At 65.2% G+C, this 15,593-nt stretch carries 16 protein-coding genes; 7 read left to right on the top strand and 9 right to left on the bottom strand.

The window, feature by feature from the left end; genetic code table 11:
- The first annotated feature begins 19 nt into the window (after window positions 1-19).
- Genes WN72_RS39240 through WN72_RS39210 form a run of 7 tightly spaced genes read left to right on the top strand, consistent with a single transcriptional unit; the run spans window position 20 to window position 6,002 of the window.
- Window positions 20-769, top strand: coding sequence for an SDR family NAD(P)-dependent oxidoreductase (locus tag WN72_RS39240; RefSeq protein ID WP_027564066.1), 750 nt, complete (start codon window positions 20-22; stop codon window positions 767-769).
- Between the two features lie 4 nt (window positions 770-773).
- Entirely contained in the window at window positions 774-1,679 is a 906-nt protein-coding gene (locus WN72_RS39235; RefSeq protein ID WP_092218437.1) for an NAD(P)-dependent oxidoreductase, read from the top strand.
- Complete coding sequence (locus WN72_RS39230; protein ID WP_027564067.1) at window positions 1,676-2,572, top strand: branched-chain amino acid ABC transporter permease; 897 nt, start codon at window positions 1,676-1,678, stop codon at window positions 2,570-2,572. Before WN72_RS39235 ends, WN72_RS39230 begins: the two co-directional genes overlap by 4 nt.
- Complete coding sequence (locus tag WN72_RS39225) at window positions 2,565-3,539, top strand: branched-chain amino acid ABC transporter permease (protein ID WP_244553912.1); 975 nt, start codon at window positions 2,565-2,567, stop codon at window positions 3,537-3,539. The genes WN72_RS39230 and WN72_RS39225 overlap by 8 nt, the downstream gene beginning before the upstream one ends.
- Window positions 3,536-4,321 carry an ABC transporter ATP-binding protein gene (locus WN72_RS39220; RefSeq protein WP_092218435.1) on the top strand — a complete coding sequence of 262 codons (786 nt, stop codon included), beginning with the start codon at window positions 3,536-3,538 and terminating at the stop codon, window positions 4,319-4,321. The genes WN72_RS39225 and WN72_RS39220 overlap by 4 nt, the downstream gene beginning before the upstream one ends.
- Window positions 4,314-5,051, top strand: coding sequence for an ABC transporter ATP-binding protein (locus WN72_RS39215; protein ID WP_092218472.1), 738 nt, complete (start codon window positions 4,314-4,316; stop codon window positions 5,049-5,051). Before WN72_RS39220 ends, WN72_RS39215 begins: the two co-directional genes overlap by 8 nt.
- A gap of 12 nt (window positions 5,052-5,063) precedes the next feature.
- A complete protein-coding gene (locus WN72_RS39210; protein ID WP_092218434.1) occupies window positions 5,064-6,002 on the top strand; it encodes an SMP-30/gluconolactonase/LRE family protein in 939 nt (312 codons plus the stop codon).
- Window positions 6,003-6,871: 869 nt separating this feature from the next.
- Here WN72_RS39210 and WN72_RS39205 read toward each other — a convergent pair.
- Genes WN72_RS39205 through WN72_RS39165 form a run of 9 tightly spaced genes read right to left on the bottom strand, consistent with a single transcriptional unit; the run spans window position 6,872 to window position 15,592 of the window.
- The gene (locus WN72_RS39205) at window positions 6,872-7,846 is read right to left on the bottom strand and encodes a tripartite tricarboxylate transporter substrate-binding protein (protein WP_092218433.1); all 975 of its coding nucleotides are present in this window, start codon (window positions 7,844-7,846) and stop codon (window positions 6,872-6,874) included.
- Window positions 7,847-7,869: 23 nt separating this feature from the next.
- Complete coding sequence (locus WN72_RS39200) at window positions 7,870-8,586, bottom strand: GntR family transcriptional regulator (RefSeq protein ID WP_051377659.1); 717 nt, start codon at window positions 8,584-8,586, stop codon at window positions 7,870-7,872.
- Between the two features lie 23 nt (window positions 8,587-8,609).
- Window positions 8,610-9,350 (bottom strand): SDR family oxidoreductase, encoded by a 741-nt coding sequence (locus WN72_RS39195; protein WP_027564074.1) that lies wholly within the window; start codon window positions 9,348-9,350, stop codon window positions 8,610-8,612.
- A gap of 24 nt (window positions 9,351-9,374) precedes the next feature.
- The gene (locus WN72_RS39190; protein WP_244553911.1) at window positions 9,375-10,154 is read right to left on the bottom strand and encodes an SDR family oxidoreductase; all 780 of its coding nucleotides are present in this window, start codon (window positions 10,152-10,154) and stop codon (window positions 9,375-9,377) included.
- A gap of 7 nt (window positions 10,155-10,161) precedes the next feature.
- Window positions 10,162-10,542 carry a carboxymuconolactone decarboxylase family protein gene (locus WN72_RS39185; protein ID WP_036011548.1) on the bottom strand — a complete coding sequence of 127 codons (381 nt, stop codon included), beginning with the start codon at window positions 10,540-10,542 and terminating at the stop codon, window positions 10,162-10,164.
- 39 nt (window positions 10,543-10,581) lie between these two features.
- Entirely contained in the window at window positions 10,582-11,820 is a 1,239-nt protein-coding gene (locus tag WN72_RS39180) for an ABC transporter substrate-binding protein (protein WP_092218432.1), read from the bottom strand.
- A gap of 35 nt (window positions 11,821-11,855) precedes the next feature.
- A complete protein-coding gene (locus WN72_RS39175) occupies window positions 11,856-13,091 on the bottom strand; it encodes an ABC transporter substrate-binding protein (RefSeq protein ID WP_092218431.1) in 1,236 nt (411 codons plus the stop codon).
- Window positions 13,092-13,125: 34 nt separating this feature from the next.
- Window positions 13,126-13,833: an ABC transporter ATP-binding protein gene (locus WN72_RS39170; RefSeq protein WP_092218430.1), complete on the bottom strand. Its 708-nt coding sequence runs from the start codon at window positions 13,831-13,833 to the stop codon at window positions 13,126-13,128.
- Window positions 13,820-15,592, bottom strand: coding sequence for a branched-chain amino acid ABC transporter ATP-binding protein/permease (locus WN72_RS39165; protein WP_194482956.1), 1,773 nt, complete (start codon window positions 15,590-15,592; stop codon window positions 13,820-13,822). The genes WN72_RS39170 and WN72_RS39165 overlap by 14 nt, the downstream gene beginning before the upstream one ends.
- Window position 15,593: the final 1 nt, after the last annotated feature.

The raw sequence follows: 15,593 nt of genomic DNA, 5'->3' as shown, positions 1-15,593 counted from the left end.
AGAACAAGGAATCTACGACATGGCTGGATCGCCCCTGAGCGGCCCCTCGCGCCTCGACGGACAAACTGCCCTCATCACCGGAGCTGCCGGCGGCATCGGCCGCGCCGTGGTCGCCGCGTTCTGTGAAGCCGGTGCCGACGTTATCGCCACCGATATTGTCGAAGACGGCGGCAAGTTTCCCGCAAAGGCCAGCTATCGCCGCTGCGACGTGACGGATCGTGTGGCGACCGAGAAGCTGATCGACGACGAGCTGAAGGCACGCGGCAAGATCGACATCCTCGTGCTCTGTGCCGGCACGATCGCCAACACGCCGCTGCCGCAATCGACCGACGAGGAGTGGGAGAAGATCCTCGCCGTCAACCTGATGGGCACAGTCAATCCTGTCCGCAAGCTCTATCCCGTCATGGCCGAGCGCGGCTTCGGCAAGATCGTGGCTCTCGGCTCGATCGCCGCCAAGATCGGCGGCGTCGCTTCGGGGCCCGCCTATGTCGCGGCGAAATCCGCCGTGCATGGCCTGATGAAATGGGTCGCCAAGAACGGCGCGGCCAAGGGCGTCTACGCCAACATTATCGCACCCGGCCCGGTCGAGACGCCGATGTGGGCCACCGTCACCGATCGCGCCGCGCCGTCGGCGAACGGCAACGTGCCGCTGGGACGGTTCGGCCAGCCCGAGGACATCGCGCAGAGCATTCTCTTCCTCTGCTCGCCGGCGTCGAACTGGATCACCGGCACGGTGCTCGACGTCAACGGCGGCATGTTGATGGATTGATGCCATGAGCGCAGCAGAAACCATCGGCTTCATCGGTCTCGGCGTCATGGGCGGCCCGATGTGCCGCAACATGGCGAAGAAGCATGGCGGCCGCGTCCTGATGCTCGATCGCGATCCGGCCGCGATCGCCGCGCTGTCCGACACCAGGGCGGAAGCGGCAGGGTCGCTCGAAGCGCTCGCTGCCGCCACCGACGTGATCTTCCTGTCGCTACCCGGCGGGCCGCAGGTGGAGGCGGTCTCGACCGCGATCGCGCAGGCCGCGCGGTCGGGCACGACGATTGTCGATCTCAGCACCACGCCCGTCGATCTGGCGCGCAGCGTCGCCGAACGGCTGAAAGCGAAAGGTTTCCACTTCGCCGACGCGCCTGTGGCGCGCACGCGCGAGGCCGCGCAGCGCGGCGAGCTCAGCATCATGGTCGGCGCGGACGCGGCGGTGTTCGCGAAGGTCAAGCCGCTGCTCGACCATATCGGCTCCGACGTCACCCATTGCGGCGAGGTCGGCTGCGGCCAGGTCGTCAAGCTGATCAACAACGCGCTGGTGTTCGAGCATACGCTGGCGCTGGCCGAGATGATGGTGGTCGGCGAACGTGCCGGCGTGAAACCCGAGACACTGCTGAGCGCGGTGTCGAAAGGTTCGGGCGACAGTTTCGTGCTGCGCAATCACGGCACCAAGGCGATGCTGCCGCGCAATTTCCCGGACAAGGCGTTCCCGCCCGAATACGTGCTGAAGGATCTCGACTACGTGCTCCAGCTCGCCGCCGATACCGGCGTTCGCCCTGGCGTCGCCGAGCTTGCGCGCCGCTACTACGACGCTGCGTGCCGGCACGGGCTCTCGGGGCGCTATTTCCCGGGCGTGATCGAGTTCATCGAGCAGGGCGGCGTGCCCGACGACGGGCAGACAAAGGCGTGAGCGTGGCGGGATTCATCAGGGACATCCTGCCGCTGCTGTGGTCCGGCATCATCTCCGGCTGTCTCTACGGCGTCGGCGCGCTCGGGCTCGTCATGGTGTTCAAGAGCTCGCGCGTGGTGAATTTCTCGCACGGCAATCTCGCCTGTCTCGGCGCCTTCGTGGTCTACGGCTTCTCCAGCGGCAGCCTGCTCAGCCTGTCCTGGGGCAGCGCAGTGGCGCTGGCGCTCGGCATCGCCTGCGCCGTCGCGGTGATCAGCTATGTCCTGATCGCGCCGATCGTCTTCAAGTCCGATCTCGCCTCGACGATCGCAACCCTTGGGGTCGGGCTGATCCTGCAAGGCGCCGTGCAGCTCGTCTTCGGTGCCGACATCGTCAATCTCGACTTGCCTGTGCCACGCCTCAGCTTCAGTCTCGGCGCAATCCGCATCTCCTCCTACGATCTCGCCGTCCTCACTGTCACGCTTGCGATCGTCGGCGGACTGTTCGTGATCATCGAGCGCACCAGGCTCGGTGTCGCCTTCCGCGCAGTGTCGACCAATCCGTTCGCCTGCGAGGTCTGTGGGCTGAACCTGCGCTCGGTTCACCTGTTCTCCTGGCTTGCCGGCGCCGTGCTTGGCCTCGTCGCCGCCTTGCTGATCGTGCCGACAACGTTCCTGAGCTCGACGACCGTGCCGTCCTTCATGCTGCAGGCTTTCACGGCGGCCGTGGTCGGTGGTTTCTCGAGCCTGCCGGGCGCCGCGGTCGGCGGCATCCTGGTCGGCATCGCCATGAACCTGTTCTCGTTCTACGTCTCGCCGGAGTTCATGAACACGTTCCTGCTCGGCGTCATCCTGCTGACGCTGAACTTCTTCCCCAACGGGCTGCTGGAAAGGGCGATCGGTGGCCGTGTCTGATCTCGCGCACCCGTCCAAGGCCGGCCTGTCCGCCCGCGGCGGTCACCTCGATCTTGTGCGCCTGTCCATGCTTGGGCTGGTCGTGGCCCTGTCGCTGCTGCCGATCATCGCCGGCGGCTTCCTGCTCTACAGCCTGTCGCTGTGTTTTGCGAACGCGCTGGCCGTGCTCTCGGTCAGCCTGCTCGTGCGCTACGGCGGCGAGGTGTCGATCGGGCACAGCTTCTTCGTGGCGCTCGGGGCCTATGCCGTGGCGATCGTCGAGCACCGCCTTGGCCTGTCGATTGTGGTGAGCTTGCCGCTGGCGATCTTGCTCGGCGCCGGTGCCGGCTTCGTCTTTGCATTCCCCTCGCGGCGGCTGTCCGGAATCTACCTCGCGGTCGCGACCATGGCGCTTGCGCTGGCGCTGCCGGAAATCCTGATTGGATTCGAGAAATTCACCGGCGGTTTCGAAGGGCTCTACATCGCGCAGGACGTGATCCCCGGCATCCCCAAGGCGCTGCAGCGCTATTACATCGCGCTGCTCGTGCTCGTGCTCGTCTGCCTTGCGCTCGCGCATTTCCGCAAGTCGTCGCAGGGCCTAGCGCTCTTGATGGCGCGGGCGCAGCCGCGCGCGGCCGAAGCGATGGGGATCACGCGAAGCTGGGCGCGGATCTCGATCTTCACCTTGAGTGCAGCGCTGGCCGCGCTTGCCGGCGCGCTGACCGGCTTTGCCTCCTCGACCGTCTCGCCCAACAGTTTCACCTTCTTCAGCGGCGTCTTCCTGCTGGTCGGCTCGGTCGTCAGTCTCAACAGGCTGTCGCTGCCCGCCGCGCTCGTTGGCGGCGCCTTCATCACCCTGGTGCCGACCTATCTCGCCCAGGCTGGTGACTGGGTTCCGATCCTCTATGGCGTCGCGCTCGTCGTCGTGACGCTCATAGCCAATGCCGGCGATCTGCGCCGCTTCCGGCCGCGCAGGAGAGGACGATGATGCAAGCCGCAGGCAGTCACGGGCTCGTCGCGGAAGGCATCTCGCTCGGCTTCGGCGGACTCCAGGTATTGAGCGACGTCTCGATGACGTTGCGGCCCGGCGTCATCACCGGCCTGATCGGGCCGAACGGCGCCGGCAAGACCAGCCTGTTCAACTGCCTGACCGGGCTCTACCACGGCCAGCGCGGCATCAGCAGCTTTGACGGCATGCCGTTGAATGGCCTCGGCCCGGCACAGCGCGCCGCGTGCGGCATCACGCGTAGCTTCCAGAACCTGGCGATGTGCCCGGATCTGTCGCTGTTGGAAAACGTTCTGGTTGGTCTCACCCTGAAGCGGCGCTCCGGCTGGTTCAGCGCCTTCGTGCCGACCCCGGCGCAGTGGATGGAGCAGCAGGAGGCGGAACGCCGCGCCATGGCGGCGCTGAACGAGCTCGGCATTGCCTCCGCCGCTCACGAGACGCCGTCCGATCTGCCGCCGGGAACGCTGCGCCTCGCCGAGATCGCACGCGCCATCGTCAGCGAGCCCAGGGCAATCCTGCTCGACGAGCCGGCGGCGGGACTGAATGCGGTCGAGACGCGCGACTTGATGCGCGCGCTGAAGCGCCTGATGCGGTCCGATCTCGTGCTGCTCGTCGTCGAGCACGACATGGACCTGATCATGGAGCTGTGCGAGCAGATCTACGTGCTCAACTTCGGCAAGATGATCGCGAACGGTACGCCGGCGGAAATTCGCGCGCATCCGGACGTGATCCGCGTCTATCTCGGAGACGATGCCGATGACTGAGCTGTTTTCCGCGCGCGGTCTCTGCGTCAGCTACGGTGCGGCGCGCGCGGTCGAAAACGTCGATCTCTCGGTGCCTGAGAGAGGTGTCGTCGCCTTGCTGGGTGCCAACGGCGCGGGGAAGTCCTCGGTGCTCAAGGCCGTCGCGGGCCTGGTGCCGGCGGAAGGCGAGATGCGCTTTGCCGGTGAGGACGTCAGCGCGCTTGCCGCACGGCAGCGCGTCCGGCGCGGCATCGTCTATGTCCCCGAGGGCCGTCAGGTCGTCGGCTCGCTCACGGTCGCCGAAAATCTCCTGCTCGGCGGCTATTTCCTCGACGCGCGCACGCAGCGGCAGCGGCGCGACCTCATGCTGGAACTGTTCCCGGAGATCGCGGGTCGGCTCAAATCGCCGGCCTGGATGCTGAGCGGCGGCGAACAGCAGATGCTGGCGATCGGCCGCGGCCTGATGAGCGCGCCGCGGCTGTTGCTTCTGGACGAGCCGTCGCTCGGGCTGGCGCCGCTTCTGATCCGGCGCGTGTTCGAGCGACTCGTCACGATCAAGCAGGACACCGGGCTTGCCATCATGCTCGTCGAACAAAATTTCCGCATGACGATGAAGGTGGCCGACGAGCTCTATTTCGTCCGCAACGGCGCAATCGTGGGCCATCGCAGCGCGGCGGACCTTGCGACCGCGGCAAGCCGGGCCGAGGTCGTGGACGCCTATCTCGGTGCGGGCCAGCCGGCACCGGCATGAGGGAGTGATGACATGCGCCTCGAAGGCAGGGAAATCGCGAACGGACTGGCCTTTCCGGAAGGGCCGATTGCGCTCGCCGATGGCAGCGTGATCGTTGTCGAGATCGAGGGCGGCCGGCTGACGCGGGTGCTGCCATCCGGCAAGAAAGAGGTGATCGCGAAGCTCGGCGGCGGTCCGAACGGCGCGGCCATCGGCCCGGACGGCAAATGCTATGTCTGCAACAATGGCGGCTTCTCCTGGCACAGGGACGCAAGCAACTTTGCCCGCCCGACCGGCCGGGCCGAGGACTACACCACGGGCCGCATCGAGCAGGTCGACCTCGACACCGGCGCCTTCAAGACCCTCTACGACAGTTGCGGCGGGATCAGCCTGAAGGGACCGAACGACATCGTGTTCGACGCCAAGGGCGGCTTCTGGTTCACCGATCTCGGCAAGACCTATGGCCGCCTGATGGACCGCGGCGCGGTCTATTACGCGCGCACCGACGGCTCGATGATCAAGGAAGCGATCTTTCCGATCATGACGCCGAACGGCGTCGGACTTTCGCCGGACGGACGCACGCTCTACGTCTCGGAAACTGAAACCAGCCGGATCTGGAGTTATCCGGTCATCGGCGAAGGGGAGGTTGCGAAGGAGCCATGGCCGTCGCCCAACGGCGGCAAGCTGCTGCACGGACTGCCCGGCTATCAGCGTTTCGACTCGCTTGCCGTCGAGGCCGGCGGCAACATCTGTGTCGCTACGCTCGTGCGCGGCGGGATCAGCGTGTTCTCACCGGACGGACAGCTCGTGGAATCCCACGAAGCCGACGAGGTCTATTGCACCAACATCTGCTTCGGCGGTGCGGACATGCGCACTGCCTTCATCACGCTCTCCGGCACCGGACGGTTGATCGCCGTGGAATGGCCGCGGCCAGGCCTTGCGCTGAACGATTCTCGAACCGCGCGCAGATAGCTGCGCCGACCCCGCCGACAAACGCCGCCGCCTCCTATGCAAATGACTGGATAAGAAATCGTAGGTTTGATTCGCGTGGGGGCGACCTTTTCTCGCTCTCGTCAAGAGGGCGAGGGGGATCCTAGTCTGATGCCCGTCGGGCAACACACCTCTTACCCCGTCAACCCCTCTCCACAAGAATATTCCACTTTACCGAAATTCGGAAATATCGTATGTGTCGCCCATCCCGGCTCATCCTTGAGGGGCGATCGTGAGGTCGTCACGTTTCGCGAGCGGGGGTTGCGGTGGACGCGGCAGCGTCGGGCGCGAGGGGTTGAGGGCAGGGCGGATTGCTCTCCGTGAGCCCGAAACCGCGCGTGACGAACGGCGCTGACAGGTTCGTCTCGCCTGTAAGTTTCCGGCTCTGTCGACAGGGCTGGGAAAACTGCGGTGAACAAGCGAGCCGTGCGTACGGCAAAACCGTGTGGTGCTGGCCGTCGTTGCTACGGTCAAGCTCTTGCGGATGCGGCGCTTGCGTCAACCGGCGCGGTGCCGGCGACTTCCGCGGGAGTGAGGGAGGCCAAAGGGAACTCGGCTCCCGGGAGAGCACGGCATAAGCCGTCCAACCATTGCGCAGGGAAGGCCGAGTGATTGGCTCCACCTGTATGCTGCTGTGCGGTTCTCTTGCGCACCATCTTCGCGCAGCGGACCGCGGGTGCGAGGTCAGCACCCGGTCTTCCCTGCGCCCTCTTGGCTTCGAGGGTGGAGCGATGAAGCAAAGCTCGGGCGGATTGCGCTGCGAGAGCGCGAAGGCGTGTCTGCTGTTCGAAAGTGTCTACCGCTTGAAAAGAGTCTGCTGTCGCGCGATCGCCTCGTCGACGCCAACACGCCTACTGCGGCTCGATTCCGGCCGCCTTGATAATCCGTCCCCACTTGCCAATCTCGGACTTCAAGAAGGCTTCAAGGGCTTCCGGCGTCGCGCGGCTGGATTCGACCGGCGCCATGCTGAGTTCGGCAAAGCGGCTGATCAGGGCAGGATCCTTCAGTGCCGTCTGCAGCGCGCCGACGAGATGGTCGACCACCGGCTTCGGTGTGCCGCGCGGGGCGTAGAGACCGTACCAGGTCGTGACGTCGAATTCGGGAACGCCGGCCTCTGCCGAGGTCGGCACGTCAGGCAGGGTCGCGACACGCGCTTTGCTGGTGATCGCGTAGCCCTTGATCGTCTTTGACTGGATATACGGCGTCGGTCCGGTCGCGGGATCGCAATAGACATCGATATGGCCGGCGATGACGTCGTTCAGCGCTGGTCCGCCCCCCTTGTAATAGATCTGCGAGAGCTTTGTATTGGTGGCGCTCATGAACATCAGGCCGCAGAGCTGCGAGGCCGAGCCGAGGCCGACATTGCCGAAGGTCATCTTGTCGCCCTCGCCGCGGATGCGTGCGATCATCTCGCTCAAATCCTTGGCCGGAAAGTTCGGCCGGGCCACCAGAATCATTGGCACGTCGGTCACGAGCCCGATCATGGCGAAGTCGCCGACCGGGTCGAACGGCAATTTTGCGTAGAGCGCGGGCGCTGTGGCCTGGCCGACATGCATGAGCAGCAGCGTATAGCCATCGGGCGCGGCCTTGGCGACGCGGTTGGTACCCAGCGTACCGCCGGCGCCGACGACATTCTCGATGACGATGGACTGTTTCAGCGTCGCACTCATGGCGTTGCCGAGGATGCGCGCGATGACGTCGCCAGGACCGCCAGCCGAGAACGGCACGATCATCGTGACCGGGCGGGAAGGGTAGTCGTCCGCGATCGCGGTGCCGCAAGGGGAGAATAGGAGAAACAGGATCAGCGATCGTACGAGATACGTCATCGAACACTCCCTGGCGGCGTTTTTCAGTCGTCGGAAGGCGCCGCCTCCTTGGCCGCCGACGATTTTTCAATCATGTCCAGCGCGGCCACTGCGGCCGCGTTGATGTGGTCGACACAGCAGCGCTCGGCGAGATCCGCATCGCCGCTCTGGATCGCGCGCCAGATCGCGGTGACCTCGCGCAGGCTCTTGTTGATCCGCTTCGGCTGCGACATCGACGTAATGCGCAACAGCTGGATGCGGTCGTGGAGCGGCTTGAGCATGCGCTCGATAAACGCATTGCGGCAGCCGGCGATCAGCGCGGCGTAGAAATCGGTCTTGGCTTCCAGGCAGCCGACCAGATCCTGCTTGGCCGCGGCCGCCTTCAGCCGCGTCAGGGCCTCCCCGATCCGGCGTGCCACTTCGGGGTCATGCAGCCTGGCGCATTCGCGGCCCGCGAAGCCTTCGAGGACCGCACGCGCCGCATAGAGCTGCCGGGCCTCCTCCAGGCTGATCGTGGAGACCACGGGGCCACGGTGCGGGACGGTATTGACCAGCCCGTCGGCCTCCAGCGCGCGCAGCGCTTCGCGGATCGACGGGCGGCTGACGCCCATCATCTCGCAGAGCTCGCGCTCGACCAGGCGCTGGCCGGGTTTCAGCGTTCCCGACATGATCGCCTCGCGCAGCTTTTGCGCGACCATCGCCCGGACGGTCGGGACGTCCTCGATGCGGAGTGTCGACTGCAATTCGCTACGTCTTTCCATGTCCGGGTCCTGTTCGGGAAAAGTCAGTACCGGTTTACAGGCAGAATCATCATTTCGGCAATTTGAACGTGGGGCGGCTGGTCGAGCGCAAAGACGATGGAGCGGGCGATATCGGCCGGATCGAGCGCCATCCTGAACTGGTCGAAATAGTCCTTTTCCTTCCGCGTATCGCCGCGGTAGCGGGTCAGGATGATATTGGTCCGGGTCAGGCCGGGCTGGAGCTCGGTCACCCTGATTGCGGTTTCCGCGAGCTCACCCCGGAGGGTCTCGGTGAACATGTGCACGCCCGCCTTGCTGGTGCTGTAGGCGGCCATGTCAGGGACGATACGGACGGCGTTGATCGAGCTGATGTTGACGACATGGCCGGCATTGCGCAGGACCATGCCGGGGAGGATCGCGCGGGTAACCCGCATCAGGCCGATCAGATTGGTCTGGATGATGTTGGACCAGTCGTCGGCGGAGCCGATGTCGAAGCGGGTCCGTCCACCGATATCGTGTCCGGCATTGTTGATGAGGACGTCGACCGGCTTGAAATGACCGGGAATCGCATCCGGCAGGCCGTCCACAGCCTTTGCGTCGCTGATGTCGAGCTGGATCGGAAACACCGCGTCCCCGCCCGTCGTCGCCAGTTCCTGCAGCGCCTTGGCATCGCGGTCGACCAGCACGACGCGGCGGCCGCTCTCCAGCAGCGCCTTGGTGATGGCGCGACCCATGCCGCCGGCGGCGCCCGTCAGCACGACGCTCTGGCCCGATTGTTCAGTCATCGCAGCACTCCCATTCGAAGGTCCTCATGCGACCGACCAGCCGCCGTCGATGGGCAAGCTGGCTCCGGTGATGTCGTTTGCGGCCGGACTACAGAGAAAAACGACCATGGCGGCGACCGCGTCCATTCCGATGAAGCGCTGCGTCGGCTGGCGCTCGCCGAGATATTCGCGCGTGACGTCATCGACCGGACGGCCGCTATTCGCGGCAATGCCGGCGATCTTGTTGAGAATGGCGGGCGTCGGCAGCGTGCCGGGGCAGATCGTGTTGCAGGTGATCCCGCTGCGGGCCGTCTCCATGGCGACGGCACGGGTGATACCCAGGATCGCGGTCTTGGTGGTGACGTAATCGATACGGTCCTCGACCGCGCGGCTCGAATAGATCGAGCCCAAATTGATGATCCGCCCAAAGCCGCGCTGCTTCATCGCCGGCAGCACCAGGCGTATCAGGTGAAACGGTGCCGACAGGTTCACGGCCAGCGCCTGTTCCCATTTCTCGGGCGGAAACTGCTCGATGGCAGAGAAATGCCTGATGACGGCGTTGTTGACGAGAATATCGATGGCGCCGCAGCGGTCGAGCAAATCGGCCATCATGGTCTCGATCGCCTCGCGCTGGGCGAGATCGGCGCCAGCCGCGATGACCTCCACGCCGAAGCGGTCGCGGAGCTCGTCCGCGGCCTGCTTCGGCGCGACGAGATCGTGAAGGACAATGTTGGCGCCCGCGCCGGCAAGGCCGTCCGCCATCGCCCGTCCGAGGCCTGCGGTCGCGCCGGTCACGAGTGCCCATTTGCCCTTCATCGCAGCCATCGCTCCGCTACTTCTTGTCGAGCTCGGCGAAGACTTCCTTGGCGTTCCGGAACGCATCCACGCCCGCCGGCACGCCGCAATAGATCGCGACCTGCATGAACACCTCGCGAATTTCTTCCTTGGTGGCGCCGTTGGCGAGCGCGCCGCGGACGTGGGTCTTCAGCTCGTGCGGGCGATTGAGCGCGCAGAGCATCGCCAGGTTCAGGAAGCTGCGGGTCTTGCGTGTCAGGCCCTCGCGGCCCCAGACGTAGCCCCAGCAATATTCCGTGGTGAGGTCCTGCATCGGGCGGTTGAACTCGTCCGCCGATGCGATCGCCTTGTCGACGAACTCGCTGCCAAGCACGCTCTTGCGGATTTCGAGGCCGCGGTCATAGGTCGCCTTGTCCATGTTGCTCTCCGTTTCTTGTTGGTGTCGTCAGCACTCAGGTCAGTTCTTGGGCCAGAACGGCTTTGCCAGCGCGAGCTCGGGCGGGAATACTGTCACCGGCACGCCGGACTGCCACTGCACGATGGTCATGCCGGCGCCGACCCGGCGGCCTTTCTCGTCGAACTTGATCTCGCCCAGCGGGTAATATTTGGAGGGACCGCCATCCATCGTGCGCAACGCCTCGCCGACGGCGACGCGGTCAGCCTTGCCGGCCTTCTCCAGGGCGTCCTTGATCACCCACATGTCGCCATAGGTGGAGATCGCGTTCTGCGTCATCCACGGCTCCTTGTAGCGGGTCTTCAATTCGGCGATCAGCGCCTCATGTCCCTTGGCGCCCCAGCTCGCGACGCAGGTCAAGACGCCCTGAAGCAGTTCGGGGCTGACGGTCTGCAGCATATCCGGCTCGGCGATCGCGATGCCGAACGAGATCGTCGGAACCTTTCCTTGGCCGAGGCCGAACTCGTTCATCTTCTCGAGCAGCAGCTTTGCGTCCGAGATCACCGTCGGCAGGAAGAAGAGCAGATCGGGTTTCGCCGAGCGGATCTTCTGCACCAGCGATGTCGCGTCCGCCAAGGGCGGCGTGAACGTCTCGTCGACGATCAGTTGCAGCTGGTTCTCCGCCAGCAGACCTTCGCGCATCGCCTTTGCGGAGGCGATCGAGGCGCCCGTGTTGTCGGTCAGGATCGCGACCGTCTTCGGCCGCTTGCCGGAGGCCGTCTCCGCCAGCTTGATCAGCTGCGGCAACGCCTGCTTCGCCTGCGAACCCGCGGTGGCCGCGGTCTGGAACACGTATTTGAAGCCGCGCTCGGTGATGAGATCGGAGTAGGAGAGGGTGAGCATGGGCAGATTGGCGCGCTCGGTCACCTCGGTCACCGCGAGGGTGAACGAAGACAAATAGGCGCCGCTGGCCGCAACCAGATCGGTCTCCTGCGCCACCATGCGCTGGGCCGCGTTCTTGGCCTTTTCCGTGGTGTCGCCGGAATCGAGCACGACGAGCTTCAGCTTGGCGCCGCCGAGCGCCTTGATGCCGCCTTGGGCGTTGATGTGGTCAATCGCCATCTCGGCGCCTTCGCGCATCACCGTGCCCGGACGGGCATAGAGCCCGGAGATCGGCACCAGCAGGCCGACCTTCACTTCGGAAGGCTGCTGCGCCCAGCCGGCGCGGGATGCGATCAGCGTGCCGGAGGCGCCGGCAAGCAATGTTCGCCGCGATATCGTGAACTTGTTCTTTGCAGTCATGACAATTCTCCTCCCTGAAAAATCGCGCGACGCTGTTAGGATTTCTTCGGCCAGAACGGCTCTGCCTGCGCGAGCTCGGGCGGATAAACGGTGACCGGCACGCCCGATTGCCATTGCACGATGACGACGCCGGCGCCGACGCGGCGGCCCTTCTCGTCGAATTTGAGCTGACCGCCCGGATAATATTTCGAATCTCCGGCATCCAGCGTCCGCAGGGCCTGTGCGACTGCATTGCGGTCGGCCTTGCCGGCCTTCTCAAGCGCTTCCTTCATCACCCACATGTCGCCATAGGTCGAGATGACGTTCTGCGTCGCCCAAGGCTCCCTGTACTTGGCCTTGAGCTCAGCGATCAGCGCTTCGTGACCCTTGGCGCCCCAGCTGGCGACGATGGTCATGATGCCCTGTACGATCTCCGGGCTCACGCTCTGGAGCATGTCCGGTTCGGCGATGGTGATGCTGAAGGACACGGTCGGGATCTTGCCCTGGCCGAGGCCGAACTCGCTGATCTTCTCCAGCCCGAGCTTGGCGTCCGACACCGCGTTCGGCATGAACAGCAGCAGGTCGGGCTTGGCCGAACGAACCTTCTGGATCAGCGGCGTCGCATCCGAGAGGGGTGGGGTCCAGACTTCTTCGACGACGAGCTGGAGGCCCTCCTGCGCGAACAGTCTCTCCTTCAGCGCCTTGGCGGTGGCGACCGAGGTTGCGGTGTTGTCCATCAGCATCGCCACGGTCTTCGGCCTTTTGCCGGACGCTTTCTCGGCGAGCTTCATCAATGTCGGCAGGCCCAGCTCGGATTGACGGCTCGCGGTCGCGGCGGTCTGAAAGATGTATTTGAAGCCCCGGTCGGTCAAAAGGTCCGAATAAGAGAGCGTCAGCATCGGCAGTTCGGCACGCTCGGTGACCTCAGTGACCGCAAGCGTGAAGGACGAGAGATAGGAGCCGGTAGCGGCGACGAGATCCGGCTCCTGCGCGACCATGCGCTGTGCCGCGTTCTTGGCCTTCTCGGTGGTGTCGCCGCAATCGATCACGACCAGCTTCAGCTTGGCGCCGCCGAGCGCCTTGATGCCGCCTTGCGCGTTGATGTGCTCGATGCCCATCTCGGCGCCCATCTTCATCACCTGGCCGGGGCGGGTGTAGATGCCCGACAGCGGGACGATCAGCCCGACCTTCACTTCGGCGGGTCCTTGCGCGCGTGCCACGCCGGCAAGGCTGACGGCGGCGGCCCCGGACAGCACGGTCCGGCGCGAAAGTCCCTTCGCTGTCTTGTTCATTGTGTTCTCTCCCTTGTCCTTGTTCTTATGTTGGTCACATGCCGAGATAGGCCTTGCGCACGCGGTCGTCCGCGCGCAGCGTGTCATTGTTGCCTTCGAGCACGACGCGTCCGGCTTCGAGGACGTAGCCGTGGTCGGCCGATTCCAGCGCTTCCGCGACGCGTTGCTCGACCAGCAGCATGGTCAGCCCGGACTGGCGGCGGATCTCGATCAGACGATCGAAGATGAAGTCCGCGGTCGATGGCGCGAGGCCCATCGACGGCTCGTCCAGCATCAGCAGCTTCGGCGAGGAGGCGAGGCCGCGGCCGATCGCGAGCATCTGCTGCTGGCCGCCGGACATCGTGCCCGCGAACTGATCGCGGCGCTCCTTCAGTACCGGCAGCCATTCGAAGATGCGCTCGATATTGGCCCGCCAGTCGCGCCGGCCGCTCTCGGTCATCGCACCCATCTCCAGGTTCTCCATCACGGTCAGTGACGGGAACACCTGGCGGCCCTCGGGGACGTGGGCGATGCCGAGATGGGCGCGCTGCGGCGGCGGTACGGCGAGGAGATCGACGCCATCGAAGGTGATTGCCCCGCCGCTCGGCTTCACGATGCCGGAGATCGTCTTGAACAGGGTGGTCTTGCCGGCGCCGTTGGGCCCGACGATCGCGACGAACTCGCCGGCGCCGACATTGATCGAGACGTTATTCAGGACGGGTTTTGCGGAATAGCCCGCGCTCAATCCTTCAATTCGCAGCATGGCCCACCCACTTCTTGCCGAGATAGGCCTCGATCACACGGTCGTCGCGCGTCACCACTTCGGGCAGGCCCTCGGTGATGACGGCGCCGTGGTCGAGCACGAGGAAGCGATCGACCAGGCGGACCATCGCCTGCATGGTGTGCTCGATGATCGCGATGGTCATGCCGTCGCGCGCGAGCTGCTGGATCACGGCGACGACCTCGTCCGCCTCGCCATGGCCGAGGCCCGCGAGCGTCTCGTCCAGCAGCAGGATGCGCGGCTGGCCGGCGATCGCGCGAGCCAGTTCCATCAGCCGCAGCTCCTTGGTCGAGAGTTCGCCGGCGACACGATCGGCAACCGCAGAGAGTCCGACACGCGCAACCGCGTCGGCGGCCAGCTTGCGGGCTTCGTCGTCGGAGCGTGCGCGGACATAGGCACCCACCACGACGTTGTCGAGGATCGACATGCGCAGGAATGGCCGCATCACCTGGAAGGTGCGGCCGATGCCGGCCTCGCAGATCACGTGCGGCCGCTGCCCGGACATGTTGCGGCCATCGATCAGGACCTCGCCCTGGCTCGGCTTCAGGAAGCCGTTGAGGAGGTTGAACAGCGTCGTCTTGCCGGCGCCATTGGGGCCGATGATGCCGAGGATCTCGTTCTGGTGCAGCTTGAAGCTGACATCCTGCACGGCCTTGAGGCCGCCGAACGAGCGCGAGAGATTGCGGACCTCGAGCACGACCTCGCCGGTCGCGGTGCGCTGCCGCGCGGCAGGCTTCAGCGGTGTGACGTTGGTGCTCGTTGCCTCCGTCGCGTCACTGACGGCTGCCTTCGATGCGTTCCGCTTGCGCAGGACATCGCGCAATTTCCAGAACAGTCCCTCCGGCGCCAGCAGGATGACGCAGACGATGGCGATCCCGAAGATGACGCCCTGAATGCCGGGAATACGCGCGCCGGCCTCGGCGTGCAAAATCTCGGCAAGCGGGATCAGGATCACCGAGCCGATGACTGGACCCCAGACCGTGCCGACGCCGCCGAACATCGCGACTGTCAGCGCCTGCGCCGACACCAGCATGCCGAACACCGATTGCGGTGTCACGACCAGCAGCACCTGCGCGTAGAAACCGCCGATGGCGGCGGCGATGGCGCCGCTCAGGGTGATCGCGCGCAGCTTCCAGGCCAGCGTATTGATGCCGGCCGCTTCGGCCGCAGCCTCGTTCTGCTTGATCGCGAGCAGCGCCATGCCGAAGCGCGAACGCTCGATCACCTGGGTCAGCACGATGGTCGCCAGCATGATGGCGAGCCCCAGCAGCGTGTAGATGTGGGGATCGGTGAACTGCATGAAGGCGATCGGCGCGTCGCGCTTGATCGGAAGCGTCACCTCCTGGAAGCCGAGCCACTCGAACACGTAGAGAATGGCGAGCGGGTAGGCGAGCATCGCCAGCGCGAAGTAGTGGCCCTGCAGGCGGAAGGTCGGGAAGCCGATCAGGAGCCCGGCGATGCCGCCGAGCATCGCGGCGATCGGAATCAGCAGCCAGGGCGAGATGTTGAAATAGATCTGCCCGAGCGCGGTCGCATAGGCGCCGATCCCGAAGAAGGCGGCATGGCCGAACGAGATGAGCCCGGTGTAGCCGCTGAGCAGATTCCAGGACAGGCCGAACACCGCCCAAACCGGCACCAGCGTTAGGATCAGCTGGTAGTAGGAGTTGGTGACGCCGAGCGAAATCCCGGCATAAGCGAGCGTGAACAGCAGGGGCGGCAGGAAGGAACGCATCCGGAGCATG

The sequence above is a fragment of the Bradyrhizobium arachidis genome (assembly GCF_015291705.1).
Lineage (GTDB): Bacteria > Pseudomonadota > Alphaproteobacteria > Rhizobiales > Xanthobacteraceae > Bradyrhizobium > Bradyrhizobium arachidis.
The sequence above is the reverse complement of the archived record's forward strand: the minus strand, read 5'-3'. Positions and strand labels throughout refer to the sequence as shown.